Below are 17,232 nucleotides of genomic sequence, written 5' to 3' on the forward strand. Positions count from 1 at the left end.
TTTACGTCGGTCGGATGGGCCGTAAGTGACCCCGCGTTGCAACTAGACGGCGGCGGGTCAGACGCCGAGGAAGCTGACGGCCCCCTGTTTGAAGGCGCGGCTGGTGATGGCGTTGGTGTGGTTCCGGCCCGGCAGGACCAGCTGCTCCACCATGGCGCCGGCCTTTGCGCCCAGGGCGGCGAGTGCCGGCATCGACGCTGCGCGGTCGTCCTTCTCGCCGGCCACCAGGAGCATCGGCATGTGCGGCACAGCCTCGGCGGGGTCGAACGGCTCGCTCTTGACCGCTTCCACGAGGGACAGCAGGGAGAAGATGTTATTGGTGGGCAGCAGCTGGGCCATCTTCAGCAGCCCGGCCGTCGATTCGTCCGCAATCGGGGTGCCGTCGGCGAGGTAGCGCTGGGCCGCGACAAGGTCGAAATCGGCCAGCGGATCCGCCACGTTCGGCCCGCCCAGGACCAGCCGGTGGACCAGCTCATGCTGGGTCGCCCCGAACTCCCACGCGAGCCGCGAGCCGAGCGAGTAGCCGATCAGGTCCAGCCCGCTGGCGGGGTCCCCTTCGCGCACGGGCCGGACACCGGCGTCGAACGCTATCTGGAGCAGATCCGCGCGGATCCGGCTCGGCGCGTAGGAGTCCAGGTCCTCGGGGGCGCCGCTGCGGCCGTGGCCGGGCAGGTCCACCGTGATCACGCGGCGGCCGGCCTCGAGCAGGGCGGTGAGCCAGCCGGTGTCCTCCCAGTTCAGCTTGGAAGAGGAGGAGAAGCCGTGCAGCAGCAGCACGGGGCGCAGCCCGGCGTCGTCCTGCGGTTCGTGCACCGCGACGTACAGCTGCGGGTCGGTGCCCTCGACGGTGTGGGAATGCTGTTCGCCGGTGTGTCTGCCGCTCATAGTGTCAGTCCTCGTCAAGTACGGCGCTCAGGCGGACCCGGCGCTTCGGTGCCTCTTCCTTCGGTACCGTGCCCACGATGCCGGCGGTATTGTCCGGCACCTCAAACACAATCAGGGGCTCGCCGACATTGATCGTGTCCCCGGGCCCGCCGTGGATACGCACCACCTTACCTGCCTGCGGGCTGGGCAATTCAACGGCGGATTTGGTGGTTTCCACCTCGACGAGGGGCTGGTTCCGCTCCACCTGGTCGCCCGGGGCCACAAGCCATTCCAGCACGGTGGCCTCGATCAGGCCCTCGCCGAGGTCCGGGAGCGGGAAGGAAATTTCAGCCACGTTTGTACTCCAATACTCGCTGGATGCCAAAGAGAATCCGGTCAATGTTCGGGATGTATTCGTCTTCCAGATCCCCCGAAGGGTACGGGACGTCGAAGCCGGTGACGCGTTCCACCGGCGCCTTGAGCGTGTCGAAGCATGCCTGGGTGATCAGCTGGGCCACTTCGGCGCCCAGCCCGGAAGTCAGCGGCGCCTCATGGACGACGACGGCGCGGCGCGTCTTGCGCACGGAGGCGGCCAGCGCCTCGGCATCGATGGGCTTGAGCCAGCGCAGGTCCAGGACTTCGATGTCGATCCCGTCCTCGGCGGCGAGTTCGGCCACCTGCAGGCAGCGGGCCACCATGGCGCCCCAGGCGACGAGCGTGAGGTGGCGGCCCCCGCGCATGACCTTGGCGCCGGTGGGGGAGCCGCTGCCTGCATCGTGCCTGGCGACGTCGACCTCGCCCTTCTGCCAGTAGCGGGACTTCGGCTCCATAAAGATCACCGGGTCCGGGCGCGTGGCGGCGTACTTGAGCAGGTGGTAGGCCTCATGCGGGTTCGAGGGCGAGACCACCTTGAGCCCGGGCACGTGCGCGAAGAGCGCCTCGAGGCTTTCGCCGTGGTGTTCGGGCGCGCGGATGCCGCCGAAGCTGGGAACCCGGAGCGTGATCGGCATCGGCAGGGTGCCGCGGCTGCGGTAGTTCATCCGGGCGATCTGGCAGACGATCTGGTTGATGGCCGGGTAGGCGAAGCCGTCGAACTGGACTTCGGGGATCGGGTGGAAGCCGGCCATCGCCAGGCCCACGGACATGCCGAGGATGCCGGATTCCGCGAGCGGGGTGTCGAAGACGCGCTGCTCGCCGTGCTTGGCCTGCAGTCCGTCGGTGATGCGGAAGACCCCGCCGAGCCGGCCGCAGTCCTCGCCGAAGATGACGGCTCTGGGGTTCTCCGCCAGCACCTCGTCGAGGGCCCGGTTAAGGGCCTGCTGCATGGACATCACCGTGGTGGTTGCGGCGGGGGCGCCAGCGGTGCCGGTTGCGCCTTCGAGAATCGAGTTAGACATGTTCTGACTCCTCGCGCCAGGTGGCGGCCTGGGCCTGCAGGGCCGGGGTGGTTTCCTGGAAGACCAGGTCAAACATTTCGGTGCCGGGGCGGGATCCGAGCGCCTGGATGCCGGTGCGGATCTGCTCCTCCTCGGCCTTGGCCGCGGCCAGGGCTTCGGCGAAGAACGCCTCGTCCGCGATGCCGTCGGCGAGCAGCCGCTGCCGGAAGCGTTCCAGCGGGTCTACGCCGGCGCCGTCGCGCTCCTCGTCGAGGGAGCGGTAGCGTCCCGGGTCATCGGAGGTCGAGTGCGGTCCGCGGCGGTACGTCATGGCCTCGATGAGCACGGGGCCGTTGCCTGCCCGGGCGTGCGCAAAGGCGCGCCGGGTGGCCTCGACGACGGCGACGACGTCGTCGCCGTCGATCTGCAGTGCGGGCATGCCGTAGCCGGCGGCGCGGGCGGCGACGGAGCCGCCGGCCACCTGGCGCTCGGTGGGGACGGAGATCGCCCAGCCGTTGTTCTGGACGAAGAACACCACGGGGGCTTTCATCACGGCGGCGAAGTTCAGCGCCTCGTGGACGTCGCCCTGGGAGGAGGCGCCGTCGCCGAAGTACGTCATCGCGACGCCGTCCTGTCGATCCAGCGTCTGGCCGTGGGCCCAGCCGACGGCGTGCAGCACGGAGCCGGCCACCACGGCCTGGATCGGGGCGAGCCGGGATACCTGCGGGTCGTAGAGGCCGCCGTGCCAGGTGGCCTTGTGGGTGGACATGTAGGCCACCATGTCAACGCCCATGGTGCGGGCGACGCCCATTTCGCGGTAGGTGGGGAAGACGAAGTCGCGGGTGGTGTCCACGGCGTAGCCGCTGCCCACCTGGGCCGCTTCCTGGCCGAGCTCGGGGGCGTAGCCGGGGATGATGCCCTGCCGCTGCCACGAAATGGCCGAGGTGTCGAGATGGCGGACGGCCACCATCAGCGAATAGAGCTCGCGGAGCTGGGCGGGGGTGAGCGGTTCGGCGGCGCCGCCGGAAGCCGCGGGAAGTGTGTCCATGACTGTGACCCTAGTCACCCGCCCGGATCTGTGCAATCCGCCGTTAAATCACTGACCAGACTGCACAAGAGTGCCAGCCGGACTCGCGCCGGGCTTTGCAATTTGTGCAGTCTGGTCAGATCGTGTGGCTTGGTTCGGTTACTTCCCGGTGTCGGCGGGCTCGGTGTGGCGGCTGCGGGTGAGCCGGGCGCCGATCCAGCAGGCCGCGGCGATCCCGGCGACCAGGGCGATGGTGCTGAAGAGCTGCCTGCTGCTGTCCGGGCTGCTGAAGCCGACGGCGAAGATCAGGGCGAGGAGTACAAGCCCGAAAATCGTCAGGCCCGGGAAGCCCCTCATCCGCAGTGGCAGGGCGGTGCCATCACGGTCTGCCCGGCGGCGGAGGATCAGCTGGGACACGAGGGCGGAGCCCCAGACGATCAGGCAGGTCGAACCGACCAACTGGAACAGTGCCGGGAGGATCTGCTCCGGGAAGAGCAGTTCCAGCACGGCGGCCAGGAAGCCGAACGCCACCGAGACGCCGACGGCGACCATCGGCACCCGTGCCTTGTTGATCTTCGACAGGAACCGGGGGGCCTCGCCGCGTTCGGACAGCGAGAAGACCATCCGGGAGGCGCCGTACAGATTCGCATTCAGGGCCGAGAGGAGAGCGACGACGGCCACCAGGGTGATGGCGGCACCGGCACCGGGGATGCCGGCCAGGTCAAGGACGCCGGCGAACGGGGACTTCAGCGCTTCCGAGGTGTACGGCAGGACCGCGGCGATGACGAAGACGGAGCCGATGTAGAAGACAAGGATCCGCCACACGACCGTGCGGATCGCCTGGCCCACGCTGTGCTGGGGGTTCTCAGTCTCGGCGGCGGCCACGCTGACAATCTCGGTGCCGCCGAAGGCGAAGATCACGACGAAGAGCGCGCTGGCGATTCCGCCGAGGCCATCCGGGGCGAAGTCGGAGGTGATGTTGCCCAGTCCCGGGGAGGGGACGTCCGGCAGCCAGCCCAGCAGCAGGGCGGTGCCGATTCCCAGGAACAGCAGGATGGCGGCAACCTTGAGAATGGCGAACCAGAACTCGAACTCACCGAAGTTCTTCACCCCGGCGAGGTTGATGGCCGTGAACAGGACCATAAAGATCAGGGCCAGGGCCCAGACCGGGATGACCGGCCACACCGTGGAAAGCAGTCCGGCCGCGCCAAGGGCTTCTGCGGCGATGACGACGACGAGCTGCAGCCACCAGAGCCAGCCCACGGTGGCTCCCGCGGTCCTGCCCATGGCCTTTGCGGCGTAAACGGAGAACGCACCGCTGTTGGGGTTGGCGGCTGCCATCTCGCCGAGGGCCCACATCACGAGGATGATCAGGGTTCCCGCGACCAGGTAGGAAATCAGGACGGCAGGTCCGGCGGCCTGGACTCCGGCTCCCGATCCCAGGAACAGGCCGGCGCCGATGGCGCTGCCGAGTCCCATCATGGTGAGTTGGCGTGGCTTCATGCTGTGGCCAAGTTTCAGGCCGGGGCGCTCCGCGGTGGACTTCATTGTCATGCTGGCGAACCTTTGTGTGGTTTGGATCTGTGGGTCCTTATGGGACCTATTGAATTTACCGCGAGCGGGCACGGTCTCCGTGCGCCAGCCGTGAGAGCATGGTGACAGTTTGTTGGCCAGAAACGAGGTTTCTGCAACGGTTTGTCGTGCGAATGCTCGTGTGGGAGGAATATTCGATGGACGTTGATTCCCTGGACGCGAAGATTGTCCGATTCTTCACGGATTCACCCCGGGCCTCGGTGTTGGAAGCCTCCCGTGTGCTCAAGGTTGCCCGCGCCACCGTGCAGTCACGGCTGGACCGGATGCAGGGCAGTGGCGTCATAGGCTCGTGGGTGCCGCAACCGGATCCTGGCCACTTCGGCTTTCCGGTGGTGGCATTCTGTTCCCTGACGATCAACCAGGACCTGGGGCACGACGCGGTGGTCGAGGCCCTCGCGGAGATCCCGGAACTGATCGAGATCCATACCGTCTCCGGCAGTTCGGACCTGATGGCGCGCATTGCGGCCCGCTCCAACCCGGACCTGCAGCGGGTGCTGGATGCGATGATCGCCACGAGGACAGTGCTGAGGTCCTCCTCCGTGATCGTGCTCAACACGCACTTCCAGGGCCGTACCCTGCCGCTGCTGGAAGCCGCCGCCGGGGGAAGGTGAGCAGGGCGGCCCCCGCGCCCGGCCCCCGCGCCCCGGCGGAAGCCCCGAAGGGTGCGCTGAAACATTTTGCACCCGGCCGGTGACGTCGTAGAATTAGTTCTAGTCAAATTGACTATAACTAATCCGGTGGTTGGACCGGAGCGTCAGGACAGTCCCAAGAGGACCGGTCAGGATCCTGAGAATGCGGGGTGGATCACCGTTTACACAACAGCCGCCAACGTCGCCGAACGCCAGCTGGCGCCGCCGTCGTTGGCTATCTCCACCGTGATCTTCGCGCTCCGCCCCAGCGAGCGGTCGGGGCGCCCCACCCTGTGGATCCCGCTGGTGCGCCGGATCCGCGAACCATTCAAGGGGCTGTGGGCACTACCCGGCGGCCCGCTGACCCACTCCGAATCCCTGCCGGACGCCGCCTCCCGGAACCTGCAGGAAACCACCGGGCTGGCCCCCAGCTACCTCGAACAGCTCTACGCCTTCGGCGGGCTGCACCGCTCACCGACCCAGCGCGTCGTGTCGATCGTGTACTGGGCGCTGGTCCAGCCGACCGAGGCCGCGCTCGCAGACGAGTCGGAGAACGTCCGCTGGTTCCGGGCGGACCGCCTCGGCGAGCTCGCCTTCGACCACAACGCCATCATCGACTACGCGCTCTGGCGGCTGCGCAACAAGATGGCCTACGGGTCCATCGCGTACCACCTGCTCGGCGAGTACTTCACCCTGGCCCAGGTCCGGGAGGTCTACGAGGCCGTCCTGGACCGCGAACTGGACCCGGCCAACTTCCGCCGGCAGGTCAAAGCCACTCCGGAGATCGAAGAAACCGGCCAGTACCTGCAGGGCGGCAAACACCGCCCGCCCCGGCTCTACCGCTTTACCGGCCGCCCAGGCCTTGACCCAGACAACAGGAGCACACCATGAGCAGCGTTAACACGGCCATCCAGCTGATCACGCGCGAACAGGCCACCAGCAACAGCGCCAAGGGCAGGGCAACATCCTCCACCTGCAGCCCGGCGCTCGCCCGCGGGCCCTGGGACTACGACCTCGCCGAGGCCCTCGCGGGTGTGCCCGCCTACGGCCCCGGCGCCTCCGTGGGCGACGCAGCCCCGGCGTCCACTCCCCGGCAGGGCCAGCTGCCCGAGGAATACAAGATCGCCGGCGACGCCGAACTCGACGCCCGGATCCGTGCCGCCAAAGCGGCGCTGGGGGACCGCGCCGTCGTTCTGGGGCACTTCTACCAGCGCGACGAAGTGATCGAATACGCCGACTTCGTGGGCGACTCCTTCCAGCTGGCGAATGCCGCGCTGACCCGGCCCGACGCCGAGGCCATCATCTTCTGCGGCGTGCACTTCATGGCAGAGACCGCGGACATCCTGTCCCGGCCGGACCAGGCCGTGATCCTGCCCAACCTCGCCGCGGGGTGCTCCATGGCGGACATGGCGGACATCGACTCCGTGACCGAGTGCTGGGAACAGCTGGAGGAACTGTTCGGCACCGAGCCCGACGCCGACGGCCGGGTTCCGGTCATCCCGGTCACCTACATGAACTCCTCCGCAGCCCTGAAGGGCTTCTGCGGGGAACACGGCGGCATCGTCTGCACGTCCTCCAACGCCGCCACGGTGCTGGAGTGGGCGTTCGAGCGCGGCCAGCGTGTGCTGTTCTTCCCTGACCAGCACTTGGGCCGCAACACCGCCAAGGCCATGGGCGTGCCGCTGGAGCAGATGCCCATGTGGAACCCGCGCAAGGACCTCGGCGGCAACGAGGAACAGGCGCTGCTCGATTCCCGCGTGATCCTCTGGCACGGCTTCTGCTCGGTGCACAAGCGCTTCAATGTGGGCCAGATCCAGAAGGCCCGCGCCGGGTTCCCGGGCGTGCAGGTGATTGTGCACCCCGAATGCCCCATGGAGGTGGTGGACGCCGCCGATGCCGCCGGGTCCACCGACTTCATCAGGAAGGCCATCGCCGCCGCCACCGAACCCACCACGTTTGCGATCGGCACCGAGATCAACATGGTTAACCGGCTGGCCGCGGAATACCCGCAGCACACCATCTTCTGCCTGGACCCGGTGATCTGCCCCTGCTCCACGATGTACCGCATCCACCCCGGCTACCTCGCCTGGGTCCTGGAAGCGCTGGTCCGGGGCGAAGTGGTCAACCGCATCACGGTGGAGGACGCCGTCGCGGCCCCGGCACGGATCGCCCTGGAGCGTATGCTGGCGGCGCGGCCGTGACCAGGCGACTGGTGGTGGTGGGCAGCGGGATCGCCGGGCTGTACGCTGCGCTGCTCGCCACGGACGCCGTCCTGGACGGCGGGCCGGCCTGCGAGGTGGTGCTCCTGAGCAAGGGGACCCTCGAACAAAGCAACACTTTCTACGCCCAGGGCGGCGTCTCGGCCGTCCTCGCGCCGGGGGAGGCGGCCCCGGGCGATTCCGTCGCGGCCCACATCGCCGACACCCTCGCCGCCGGCGCGGGGCTCAACGACCCCGAGGCCGTGCGGATCCTGTGCGCCGGGGCCGTCCGGGACATCGCCGGGCTCCGCCGGTTCGGCGTGCACTTCGACGCAGAGCCCGACGGCGGCCCCGCGCTGGGGCTTGAGGCCGCGCACTCGGCCGCCCGCATCCTGCACGCCGGCGGCGACGCGACCGGCGCCCGGATCACCCGCGCCCTCGTCGCCGCCGTCCTCGAGCGCGCCGTGCAGGGCAGGCTCCGGGTCGAGACGGGCGCCTTCGTGACCGAACTCCTGACCGGCGCCGGGAGCCCGACGGCGGGCGCCTCCCGCGTGACCGGCGTCGCCTACCTCGCCAACGGACAATCCAGGCGGCTGGCCGCCGATGCGGTGCTGCTCGCCACAGGCGGCGCCGGCAGGCTCTTCGCCCGGACCAGCAACCCCTCCATTGCCACAGCCGACGGCCTCGCCCTGGCCTGGCGCGCCGGGGCGGCGGTGCGGGACCTCGAATTCTTCCAGTTCCACCCCACCACGCTGGCCGCGGCCGAGGTTTCGGGCGGGCCGCCGGCGCTGCTCATTTCCGAGGCGGTCCGCGGCGAGGGGGCAGTCCTGCTGGACGCCGCCGGTTACCGCTTTATGCCGGACTACCATCCCGACGCGGAACTGGCCCCGCGCGACGTCGTCTCCCGCAGCATCGCGCTGCACCTGGCCGTCACGGGGGCGGCCGCGGACAGCCCGGTGTACCTGGACGCCCGGGGGATCGAGGCCGCCCGCGGTCCGGGGTTCCTGGTCCGGCGGTTCCCCACCATCAGTGCGGCCACCCGCGCCGCGGGCTACGACTGGACCGCGGAACCGCTTCCGGTGTCTCCGGCGGCCCACTACTGGATGGGCGGCGTGTCCACCGACCTCTGGGGGCGCACCTCCGTCCCGGGGCTGTACGCCGCCGGCGAAGTGGCGTGCACGGGGGTGCAGGGAGCCAACCGGCTGGCCAGCAATTCGCTGCTGGAAGGGCTGGTTTTCGGCCGGCGTGCGGTCGAAGCTTTCCTGCGTGCCCCCCTCGCCAGGCAGGACGCCGCCGATTCGGCCCCTGCGGGGTCCGCCGCCGGTCCGCGGCCCGAACTGCCCGAGTTCCGCTTCCCTCGGGTGGCAACCACTCCCTTCAGCCTGGCCGCCCTGCGTCGCCTGATGACCGGCGCCGCCGGTGTGTTGCGCACCGGCGCCGAACTCGACGCCGCCGCGGCCCAGCTCGACGAGTGGGCTGCAGCCACCCCGGCCGCGCATCCCACGACCCCCCTCGAGCAGTCCGCCCACGAGGAGCGGAACCTGCTGCTTGCCGCCCGGTTGCTCGTGGCAGCGGCACGGCAGCGGACCGGTTCCGTCGGCGCCCACTACCGCGCCGATGCCGACGACGCACGCCCCGCGGTTCTCGCTGCCCCTTCCCGCTCGGCCTCGCCGGCAGGCAGATCAGGCCACCGGCACACCGCCGCATCCCGTTCCAAGCAAAGGATCTCCTCATGACAGCACCCGCTGCCGCTGCAACCACCGCGGTGCACGCTATCGCGGAGCGTTCAACCACGCCGTCAACGTCGACGGCGCTCGCCGGGACGCTGCCCGCAGCCGCCGTCGACGCCGTCCTGCGGGCGGCCCTGCTGGAGGACGCACCGTACGGGGATATCACGTCACAGGTGCTCATCCCCGCCGACGCCCGGGCGACGGCGGTCCTGGCCGCCCGCGTGCCTGGCGTCCTCAGCGGCGGCGAGGTGTTCGCTGCCGCAATGAAGCTCACGGACCCCGGCGCCGCCGTCGTTCTCCTCGTTGCGGACGGCACGGCCTTTGCCGCCGGAACGCCGCTCGCGAGGGTCACCGGGAACGCCCGCGCGGTGCTGCTGGCCGAACGCGTGGCACTGAACCTGGTCCAGCGGATGAGCGCCATCGCCACGAAGACGGCGGAGTTCGTCGCGCTGGTTGACGGAACCGGGGCGCGGATCACCGATACCCGGAAGACGACGCCGGGGCTGCGTGTGCTCGAACGCTACGCCGTCCGCTGCGGCGGCGGCACAAACCACCGCTTCAGCCTGTCCGACGCCGTACTGGCCAAGGACAACCACCTGGCCGTCCTCACCGGGGGAGATGCGTCGAAGCTCACGGCCGTGCTGCGGGAAGCCAAGGCGCGGCTGGGGCACACCACGCACTTCGAGGTGGAGGTGGACAGCATGGAGCAGATCGAACCTGTGCTCGCCGCCGGGGTGGACACCATCATGCTGGACAACTTTTCCCTGGCGGAGCTCGCCGCCGGGGTGGCACTGGTCGACGGCCGTGCCCGGGTCGAGGCCAGCGGCAACGTCAGCCTGGCCACGGTTGCCGGCATCGCCGCGACCGGGGTGGACGTCATCTCGATCGGCGGGCTCACCCACAGCGTCGCGGCCCTGGACCTCGGCCTCGACATTGAGCTCGACCCTGAACCCGGCACCGACGCCGGCCGTGACCCCGGCACCGGACCGTCGGCAGGCCGACGAACGCCATGATTTTCCTCGATGCCGCGGCCACGACGCCGGTCCGCCGTGAGGTGCTTGAGGCCATGTGGCCCTACCTCACGGGGGAGTTCGGCAACCCCTCGAGCCACCATTCCCTCGGTGACGCCGCCGCCACAGCGCTCGCCGGGGCGCGGGCCGCGACAGCCAAGGCGCTGGGCTGCCGCCCTGGAGAGGTCATCTTCACCTCCGGAGGCACGGAAGCGGACAACCTGGCCGTCAAGGGCATTGCCCTGGCCCACCGCGCCGCTGACCCGCGGCGGGAACGGGTGGTGATCAGCGCCGTCGAACATCCCGCCGTGGAGGAATCCGCCCGGTACCTCGAACGGGTGCACGGCTTCGCCGTCGACGTGGTGCCGGTGGACCCCTACGGCCGCGTCACCGAGGCGGCCCTCGCCGCGGTCCTCCGGCCCGAGACTGCCTTGGTCAGCATCATGTACGCCAACAACGAGGTGGGCACGGTGCAGCCGATTGCCCGGCTCGCCGCGCTGGCCCGCGCGCAGGGCATCCCGTTCCATACCGACGCCGTCCAGGCCGCCGGCTGGCTGCCGCTCGACACCGCCGCCCTCGGCGTGGATGCGCTGAGCCTCTCCGGCCACAAGCTGGGCGCGCCGAAGGGGAACGGGGCGCTCTTCGTGCGCGGCCGGACCCGGCTGGAGCCCGTGATCCATGGCGGAGGGCAGGAGCGGGGCCGCCGCTCGGGCACCGAAAACGTTGCCGGCGCCGTGGCGCTCGCGACGGCGCTTACCCTGGCCAGGGGGTCCCAGGAGCCTGCGGCGCGGATTGCCGCACTGCGCGATGACTTCATCCGGACAGTGCTGGCCGGTGTTCCCGGCGCGGTTCTCACCGGCCACCCGTCCGGGCGGCTTCCCTCCGTGGCGTCGTTCTGCTTCCCAGGAACCAGCGGCGAGTCCGTGCTGCTGGAACTCGAACGCCAGGGCGTCATCTGCTCCAGCGGCTCCGCCTGCGCTGCCGGTTCGGACCAGCCGTCCCCGGTGCTGCGCGCGATGGGGATCGATGCCGACGTCGCGCAGACGGCGGTGCGGTTCAGCTTCGATTCAGCGATTACGGCAGCCGAACTCCAGGAGGCGGCGGCCGCCGTGCGCATCGCCGTCGGCAGTGTCCAGGCCCTCGGCCCAACGACTCGCCCCAACTAGCTCGCAGCAGGGGCCGTTCTGAGCGCCCAGAACGGCCCCTGCTGCGGGTCAGATGGGCAGGCGGGGTCAGCGGTGCCGGGCGCGCCGGAAGATCCAGTGCCTCAGCAGGGTGAAGCGCACTGCGGTGGCCACGAAGCCGGCAAGCGTTGTGGTCCAGAGCTCGTCGGTCACGGTGGCATCGGGGTTGACCCAGTGCAGCACCGCCAGGCTTCCGCCGGTAATGACCAGTGCCACCAGGATCACGATCAGCCCGTTGAGGTGGTCGCGTTTCATCCGGTGCCGTTCGGTGATTTTGAACGTCAGCCGCCGGTTCAGCGCCGTGTTCATCACCGAGGTGAGGATGAGGGCTGCCGCGTTGGCCGGCTGCGAGCCGAGGTACGGGCGGAGGAAGGCGTAGAGCGCCAGGGAAGTTACCGTGCAGACGATGCCGACGCCGGTGAACCGGATCAGTTGCCGGACCGCCGGATACCGGAGGATTCCGGGGTGGCGGCGGTGCTTCTCTCTGAGGGGGGTCTCTGCGGGAGATGACGGCTGCCCGAGCTCGGTGGCGGGCGCAGCGGATTCCATCGCTCAAGCCTGTCACACCGGGGCCCGTTTTCCGGCAGCGGACCCGTCAGGTGAGGCCGGCGGAGCCGAATGCCACGCTGAACCGGTCGCACCAAAGGACCACCGTCCTGAACCCGGTCAGGTCCACTTCAGGGGGAATCTGGTAGTTCTGGTTGCCGTGGGTGGCCTTGATGGTGCCAAGATCCAGATATCGGCCGGAGCGGTACTTGAACCAGTCGCCGCCGGCGTCCAAATCACTCAGCCAGATCTTGATGTCCGGTCCGTCGCTGCTGGCCATGTCTTCCAGCCGAAGTACCCGTGACCCGTCCGGGAGTTGCAGCAGCAGCGCCGTGCCGCTGGTCGGGTGTTCCTGGGACTGGAAGGACCCCCGTCCCAGCTCATGGGGCAGCGGGGCAGGAAGCGACGGGTGGGGGGCGGCCGGCGTGCCCGACACGGCCGGCGACGCCGGGGCGGTAGCCGCAGCCGGCAGCGGCTCGTCGAGGGTGCTGCTGGTGAAGAGCCGCCAGGGTTGGAAGAGTGCCGCCCCAACGACGACCGCAACGGCCGCCAGCACCGCGAACGCAGTCAGGAGGCGTCGTCGTCGTCGAGTTTCCATAGTCCGAGACTACGCCCGCCCGGGTGCGGGGTCAGTACAGTTCGCCGACCGGGATCTCCACGGCGAGCCGGTTGGACGGTCCGGGGAGGGGACAGGCCCAGGCTTCGTTGTAGGCACAGGAGGGGTTGTAGGCGAAGTTGAAGTCCACCACGAACTCGGCCTCCGGGCCGGTGCCGTGGGCTCCGTGGTAGGCGCCCTTGATGGTGTCCAGCAGGTAGCGGCCGGCGCCATAGCTCCCGCCGGGCTGCCCGGCCGTCGCGTCACGGAAGGGCACGAAGATGCCACCGCCGTAGCCGTTGAGTTTCCAGACGGCGAGCTGGCCCAGCTCCGGCAGGTCCAGGGTGCCGAGCCGGACGAAGCGGACCAGGCCGTCGGTCCCCGTCTCCACATTCATTTCCCGTCCGGCACCCTCGCTGGTCAGCGGGATGTGGAAGCGGTAGATCGGATCGTAGTCCGCCGTCTTGAGTCCGTCGAAGCGCGACTTCGCGGCGGCCGTGAGCGGCGAGGCGGGGTGGGTACCGAACATCCGGTCCCGTTCGTGGCGCCAATAGGAGTGGGCCTCGGCCGGGTCCTCCGTGGCGAGCTTCCGCACGGTGGCATAGAGTGCAAAGGTCCGGAGCCGCCAGTCCGCGATGTCGACTGCGGAGATGTCCGCCACACTTTCCCCAAATTCGTGATCCGCCATGTCCCCAGCGTATCCCGCTTTCTCCGCGGCATTTTCTCCCGCCGATTGCCCCCTCGAACACCCCGCCCGGACGTAAGCTTTCGCGCACGCGGAACACCACCGCCGCAGGGACCCTCAGCCGCGCCGCCGCCTCGCTCGCCGAACTCGTGCGGGACCGCACCGTGTCGAGCCGGGCTCCCGGCGAGGCGGAGACCGGCGAGTTTGAGGCGTTCATCGCCGCGTTGCCCCGGCTGTCCACGGCCGTCTTTCTCCGGCCACGACGACGGGACCTGCGCGTGGGGCCGCGGCACCCTCGATGACAACGGCCGGCAACAACGAGGAGACGCCCGGCGGCGTCAGCTTCTACGAAACGCTGATCCGGAAACTCTAAGCGGGCCGGGTCAGGGCTACGCTGGCACCATGACTGGGACGCAGACATTTCGGGGAACCAAGGCCCGCGGGGTCCGGATCGCCGTGGCGCTGGCGGTCACCGCCGCCGCGCTTTCCGGCTGCAGCACTGAGGGCAAAGGGACGCCGGCCTGGACGGCTGGCTCCAGCCCGAGCGGCACCTCAGGCGGCAGCACGACGGCGGCGGACCCGTCCGCGGGCAGCGCCGCGCCGGGCGCCTCGCCCGATGCCACGGCCTCCGGTTCGCCGACACCCGGCTCGACGGCGTCGGCCTGGAAAGTCTTTGCCGATCCGGCGAAGAACGTCAGCTTCGAGCTCCCGCAGGAGTGGATTGCCCAGTCCGTGACGCCCGAACCGGGAACCATGCCGGGCGCGCTCAAGATCGAGGTCAAGGACGCCAAGGGCGGTTACCTTGCCACCCTGCAGACCGGTTTGGCGCCGCAGCCCGCCCCGGCCTGTCCGGATGACGCCGCCAAACCGTACGTCGTCGTGAGCAGCGTCCCGGTGGAGTTGCCGCACCGGGACGGCGACGGGACTATTGACCCGCATGTCGTATTCCGGGTGATCCAGGGCTACAAGTACTTCGGGTCCTACGGCGTCACCAACATCGTGGGCGGTGCCGGCGGAAAATCCTGTGCGCTGCAGAACATGGTTCGCGGGCCCGGGGGCACCGGCGACTACTCCTTCGGTGACGTGACGGTCCTGAAACCGCTCGCCCCCGACCAGAAAGTGGCCCCGGCGAAGTCCTTCGACACCCTGGACCAAGCGGCGAAATACGTCAACGAGGGCTCGGAATTCGCCAACGTCCAGCGGATGCTAATGTCTCTGAAGATCAAAAACTAGTCCCGCCCCGCCCGCACACGCCGTGGCCGGGAGCGACGACGACACCCGCCGTTACCTCACACCCCGGAGATACATGGAACGCACCGCAGCCGCCCGCCTGGCCTTCAGCACCGTGGCGGACACCAAGGTCGCCCTGGCGGTTTCGGTGGCACGCAACGCCGGCTACGACAGCTTCGAGGAGTCGCTCTCCGTGACGTCCGGCGGCGGGGCCGTCCCGCTGACAGAGCTATCGGACCACCACGGCGGCCGATTCCACTACATGGAGTTCGCGGAACCCGCCGAGGTCCTCGTGGAGTACACCGCCACCGTCACGGGCTTCGCGCTGGAAGAAGAAGCGGGGCTGATGGAACTCATCCGCTATGTGCGTCCCAGCCGTTACGCCGAGTCCGACCGGCTCCTGCCCACCGCCTACGCGGAATTCGGCGGCCTCCAGGGCGCGGAACTCCTGCACGCCGTCCGCAACTGGGTCTTCAGCGAACTGCGCTATATCGGCGGATCCTCGCGGGGGACCGACGGCGCGGTCGAGACCCTCCTGCACCGCCGCGGGGTCTGCCGGGACTTCGCCCATCTGGCGATCTCACTCCTGCGCTCCAAAAACGTACCGGCCCGGCTGGCCGCGGTGTACGCCCCCGGGCTGAGTCCGATGGACTTCCATGCGGTGGCCGAGGCATACATCAACGGGGCATGGCATGTGATCGACCCGACCGGCCTGGCGCCGCGCGAAAGCATGCTGCGGATCACCGCCGGCCGCGATTCCTCGGATACCGCGTTCCTGTCCACGGTGGGCGGGAGCCTGTCGCTGACGGAACTCAGGGTCACCGCGATCGTCAACGGCGAACTGCCGGACGAGGATCCGTCGAAGCTCGTCGCCCTCCGCTAGCGGTCGCCAGGCACGCCGGTCGCCAGGGGCACAGTTCGCGGGGTCGGCGTTCGCCAGGGTCGGCGTCGCCCGGGACAAACCTAGCGTGCTGTCACCGATGCCCGCAGCTTCTCCGTCAGGCGCAGCAGTTCCTGCTGTTCGGCGGCCGTAAGGGCCGGGCCAACCAGGGTCGCGATGTCGCGGACGTGCTCCCGGCCGATCTGCCTCTGCAGCTCCCAGCCGTCCTCGGTGAGCTTGATCTGCACCCCGCGGCCGTCCTCGGGAACGGGCTTCCGCTCCACGAGTCCGCGCTTTTCCAGCCGTTCCACAAGACGGCTCAGGCTGGACTGGCTGAGCAGGATGTGATCGTTGAGCTCGTTCTGTCGGAGCCACCCGGACGGACACCGGGAGAGCGTAAAGAGCACGTCGTATTCATTGAGCGGCAGGGCCTTGAACGCGGGAGCCGCCTGCAGTCTGCGCATCACCGCCACCTGGGCGCGGAACAGGGATTCCCAGGTTTCCGCGGCCAGACGTACGGGTGACCCGGTGGTTTTGGCGGACATCATGAGCTCGTGGTGCCGGCGGGGCTGGTGGTGGTGCCGGCGGACTGACCGGCTGCAGCCAGTGAGGCGGCCACCCGTCCGGCGTGCGTCGGCGGCTCCGGAACATGGGCCGGGGTGAGTGCGGCGTATTCCTTGCGAAGCACCGGCAGGACCTCTTCGCCGAACAGGTCCAGCTGCTCGAGGACCGTTTTCAGCGGCAGCCCGGCGTGGTCGATCAGGAACAGCTGGCGCTGGTAGTCGCCGAAGTACTCCCGGAAGCTCAGGGTCTTTTCGATGACTTCCTGCGGGCTGCCAACGGTCAGCGGGGTCTGCGAGGTGAAGTCCTCGAGTGAGGGGCCGTGGCCGTAGACCGGGGCGTTGTCGAAGTAGGGGCGGAACTCCTTGACGGCGTCCTGCGAGTTCCGCCGCATGAAGAACTGGCCGCCGAGGCCCACGATCGCCTGGTCCGCCGTGCCGTGGCCATAGTGCTCGTAGCGTTCGCGGTAGAGGCTGATCAGCTGCTGGTAGTGCTCCTTGGGCCAGAAGATGTTGTTCGCGAAGAAACCGTCGCCGTAGTAGGCGGCCACTTCGGCGATCTGCGGGGTGCGGATGGAGCCGTGCCACACGAAGGGTGCGACGCCGTCGAGCGGGCGCGGGGTGGAGGTGAAATTCTGCAGCGGGGTGCGGAACTTGCCGGACCAGTTCACGGTGTCCTCGTCCCAGAGGCGGCGCAGCAGGGAGTAGTTCTCTATCGCGAGTTCGATCCCGTCCTGGATGTTCTTGCCGAACCACGGGTAGACCGGGGCGGTGTTGCCGCGCCCCAGGACCAGGTCAACGCGGCCGTCGGCCAGGTGCTGCAGCATCGCGAAGTCCTCAGCGATCTTCACCGGGTCATTGGTGGTGATCAGCGTCGTCGTCGTGGACAGGATGATGCGCTCGGTCTGGGCGGCGATGTAGGCGAGTGTGGTGGTGGGGGAGGAGGAGAAGAACGGACGGTTGTGGTGCTCGCCGATGGCATAAACATCCATGCCTATTTCCTCGACCTTTTTGGCGATCGCCACGGACGCCTTGATGCGTTCGTGCTCCGTGGGAGTGCGGCCCGTGGTGGGGTCGGTGGTGATATCGCTGACGCTGAATACGCCGATCTGCATGATGTGCCTT

General features: G+C 69.1%; 18 protein-coding genes. 8 read left to right on the forward strand and 10 right to left on the reverse strand.

Annotated elements, in window-relative coordinates; all coding sequences use genetic code 11:
* Positions 1–57: 57 nt before the first annotated feature.
* From ACZYZE_RS06585 to ACZYZE_RS06605, 5 genes are all read right to left on the reverse strand, one after another.
* Positions 58–885, reverse strand: a complete 828-nt coding sequence (locus ACZYZE_RS06585; protein ID WP_459318754.1) for an alpha/beta fold hydrolase — start codon at positions 883–885, stop codon at positions 58–60.
* A gap of 4 nt (positions 886–889) precedes the next feature.
* Complete coding sequence (locus ACZYZE_RS06590) at positions 890–1,219, reverse strand: biotin/lipoyl-containing protein (protein WP_459318753.1); 330 nt, start codon at positions 1,217–1,219, stop codon at positions 890–892.
* On the reverse strand, positions 1,212–2,261 hold the full coding sequence (locus ACZYZE_RS06595) for an alpha-ketoacid dehydrogenase subunit beta (RefSeq protein WP_459318752.1): 1,050 nt from the start codon (positions 2,259–2,261) through the stop codon (positions 1,212–1,214). The genes ACZYZE_RS06590 and ACZYZE_RS06595 overlap by 8 nt, the downstream gene beginning before the upstream one ends.
* Positions 2,254–3,288: a thiamine pyrophosphate-dependent enzyme gene (locus ACZYZE_RS06600; RefSeq protein WP_459318751.1), complete on the reverse strand. Its 1,035-nt coding sequence runs from the start codon at positions 3,286–3,288 to the stop codon at positions 2,254–2,256. The genes ACZYZE_RS06595 and ACZYZE_RS06600 overlap by 8 nt, the downstream gene beginning before the upstream one ends.
* 138 nt (positions 3,289–3,426) lie before the next feature.
* Complete coding sequence (locus ACZYZE_RS06605; RefSeq protein ID WP_463906929.1) at positions 3,427–4,821, reverse strand: amino acid permease; 1,395 nt, start codon at positions 4,819–4,821, stop codon at positions 3,427–3,429.
* A gap of 176 nt (positions 4,822–4,997) precedes the next feature.
* On the opposite strand from ACZYZE_RS06605, the gene ACZYZE_RS06610 reads away from it, so the two are divergent.
* The 6 genes from ACZYZE_RS06610 to ACZYZE_RS06635 all read left to right on the forward strand — a co-directional run bounded on the left by ACZYZE_RS06610 (position 4,998) and on the right by ACZYZE_RS06635 (position 11,593).
* Positions 4,998–5,471 carry an Lrp/AsnC family transcriptional regulator gene (locus ACZYZE_RS06610; protein WP_463906931.1) on the forward strand — a complete coding sequence of 158 codons (474 nt, stop codon included), beginning with the start codon at positions 4,998–5,000 and terminating at the stop codon, positions 5,469–5,471.
* 192 nt (positions 5,472–5,663) lie between these two features.
* A complete protein-coding gene (locus tag ACZYZE_RS06615; protein WP_459318830.1) occupies positions 5,664–6,380 on the forward strand; it encodes an NUDIX hydrolase in 717 nt (238 codons plus the stop codon).
* Entirely contained in the window at positions 6,377–7,690 is a 1,314-nt protein-coding gene (nadA, locus tag ACZYZE_RS06620; RefSeq protein WP_463906933.1) for a quinolinate synthase NadA, read from the forward strand. The genes ACZYZE_RS06615 and nadA overlap by 4 nt, the downstream gene beginning before the upstream one ends.
* A complete protein-coding gene (gene nadB / locus ACZYZE_RS06625; RefSeq protein ID WP_463906935.1) occupies positions 7,687–9,423 on the forward strand; it encodes an L-aspartate oxidase in 1,737 nt (578 codons plus the stop codon). The genes nadA and nadB overlap by 4 nt, the downstream gene beginning before the upstream one ends.
* On the forward strand, positions 9,420–10,430 hold the full coding sequence (gene nadC / locus ACZYZE_RS06630; protein ID WP_459318746.1) for a carboxylating nicotinate-nucleotide diphosphorylase: 1,011 nt from the start codon (positions 9,420–9,422) through the stop codon (positions 10,428–10,430). The genes nadB and nadC overlap by 4 nt, the downstream gene beginning before the upstream one ends.
* Positions 10,427–11,593, forward strand: coding sequence for a cysteine desulfurase family protein (locus tag ACZYZE_RS06635; protein WP_459318745.1), 1,167 nt, complete (start codon positions 10,427–10,429; stop codon positions 11,591–11,593). Before nadC ends, ACZYZE_RS06635 begins: the two co-directional genes overlap by 4 nt.
* Positions 11,594–11,659: 66 nt before the next feature.
* On the opposite strand, the gene ACZYZE_RS06640 is transcribed toward ACZYZE_RS06635, so the two are convergent.
* Genes ACZYZE_RS06640 through ACZYZE_RS06650 form a run of 3 tightly spaced genes read right to left on the reverse strand, consistent with a single transcriptional unit; the run spans position 11,660 to position 13,440 of the window.
* Positions 11,660–12,160 (reverse strand): GtrA family protein, encoded by a 501-nt coding sequence (locus ACZYZE_RS06640; protein ID WP_463906937.1) that lies wholly within the window; start codon positions 12,158–12,160, stop codon positions 11,660–11,662.
* Positions 12,161–12,206: 46 nt separating this feature from the next.
* Entirely contained in the window at positions 12,207–12,755 is a 549-nt protein-coding gene (locus ACZYZE_RS06645; RefSeq protein ID WP_459320225.1) for a DM13 domain-containing protein, read from the reverse strand.
* Positions 12,756–12,786: 31 nt separating this feature from the next.
* Entirely contained in the window at positions 12,787–13,440 is a 654-nt protein-coding gene (locus ACZYZE_RS06650) for a DUF1684 domain-containing protein (RefSeq protein WP_459320224.1), read from the reverse strand.
* Between the two features lie 399 nt (positions 13,441–13,839).
* Here ACZYZE_RS06650 and ACZYZE_RS06655 point away from each other — a divergent pair, with 399 nt between their 5' ends.
* On the forward strand, positions 13,840–14,670 hold the full coding sequence (locus tag ACZYZE_RS06655) for a hypothetical protein (protein WP_459320223.1): 831 nt from the start codon (positions 13,840–13,842) through the stop codon (positions 14,668–14,670).
* A 73-nt stretch (positions 14,671–14,743) separates the two neighbouring features.
* Positions 14,744–15,550, forward strand: coding sequence for a transglutaminase-like domain-containing protein (locus tag ACZYZE_RS06660; protein WP_463906940.1), 807 nt, complete (start codon positions 14,744–14,746; stop codon positions 15,548–15,550).
* Positions 15,551–15,630: 80 nt separating this feature from the next.
* On the opposite strand, the gene ACZYZE_RS06665 is transcribed toward ACZYZE_RS06660, so the two are convergent.
* Together ACZYZE_RS06665 and ACZYZE_RS06670 are read right to left on the reverse strand one after the other, a co-directional pair.
* The gene (locus ACZYZE_RS06665; protein WP_459320228.1) at positions 15,631–16,092 is read right to left on the reverse strand and encodes a MarR family winged helix-turn-helix transcriptional regulator; all 462 of its coding nucleotides are present in this window, start codon (positions 16,090–16,092) and stop codon (positions 15,631–15,633) included.
* Complete coding sequence (locus ACZYZE_RS06670; RefSeq protein WP_463906942.1) at positions 16,092–17,222, reverse strand: LLM class flavin-dependent oxidoreductase; 1,131 nt, start codon at positions 17,220–17,222, stop codon at positions 16,092–16,094. Before ACZYZE_RS06670 ends, ACZYZE_RS06665 begins: the two co-directional genes overlap by 1 nt.
* Between the last annotated feature and the right edge of the window lie 10 nt (positions 17,223–17,232).

Source organism: Pseudarthrobacter woesei (assembly GCF_055412745.1).

What these genes read in the sequence shown, in the direction of transcription:
- ACZYZE_RS06655 (WP_459320223.1), top strand. Translation starts at nt 13,840, where the DNA reads ATGACTGGGACGCAGACATTTCGGGGAACCAAGGCCCGCGGGGTCCGG.
- ACZYZE_RS06650 (WP_459320224.1), bottom strand. Translation starts at nt 13,440, where the DNA reads ATGGCGGATCACGAATTTGGGGAAAGTGTGGCGGACATCTCCGCAGTC.
- ACZYZE_RS06610 (WP_463906931.1), top strand. Translation starts at nt 4,998, where the DNA reads ATGGACGTTGATTCCCTGGACGCGAAGATTGTCCGATTCTTCACGGAT.
- ACZYZE_RS06600 (WP_459318751.1), bottom strand. Translation starts at nt 3,288, where the DNA reads ATGGACACACTTCCCGCGGCTTCCGGCGGCGCCGCCGAACCGCTCACC.
- ACZYZE_RS06635 (WP_459318745.1), top strand. Translation starts at nt 10,427, where the DNA reads ATGATTTTCCTCGATGCCGCGGCCACGACGCCGGTCCGCCGTGAGGTG.
- ACZYZE_RS06585 (WP_459318754.1), bottom strand. Translation starts at nt 885, where the DNA reads ATGAGCGGCAGACACACCGGCGAACAGCATTCCCACACCGTCGAGGGC.
- nadC (WP_459318746.1), top strand. Translation starts at nt 9,420, where the DNA reads ATGACAGCACCCGCTGCCGCTGCAACCACCGCGGTGCACGCTATCGCG.
- ACZYZE_RS06665 (WP_459320228.1), bottom strand. Translation starts at nt 16,092, where the DNA reads ATGTCCGCCAAAACCACCGGGTCACCCGTACGTCTGGCCGCGGAAACC.
- ACZYZE_RS06645 (WP_459320225.1), bottom strand. Translation starts at nt 12,755, where the DNA reads ATGGAAACTCGACGACGACGACGCCTCCTGACTGCGTTCGCGGTGCTG.
- ACZYZE_RS06660 (WP_463906940.1), top strand. Translation starts at nt 14,744, where the DNA reads ATGGAACGCACCGCAGCCGCCCGCCTGGCCTTCAGCACCGTGGCGGAC.
- ACZYZE_RS06595 (WP_459318752.1), bottom strand. Translation starts at nt 2,261, where the DNA reads ATGTCTAACTCGATTCTCGAAGGCGCAACCGGCACCGCTGGCGCCCCC.
- ACZYZE_RS06605 (WP_463906929.1), bottom strand. Translation starts at nt 4,821, where the DNA reads ATGACAATGAAGTCCACCGCGGAGCGCCCCGGCCTGAAACTTGGCCAC.
- ACZYZE_RS06640 (WP_463906937.1), bottom strand. Translation starts at nt 12,160, where the DNA reads ATGGAATCCGCTGCGCCCGCCACCGAGCTCGGGCAGCCGTCATCTCCC.
- nadA (WP_463906933.1), top strand. Translation starts at nt 6,377, where the DNA reads ATGAGCAGCGTTAACACGGCCATCCAGCTGATCACGCGCGAACAGGCC.
- ACZYZE_RS06670 (WP_463906942.1), bottom strand. Translation starts at nt 17,222, where the DNA reads ATGCAGATCGGCGTATTCAGCGTCAGCGATATCACCACCGACCCCACC.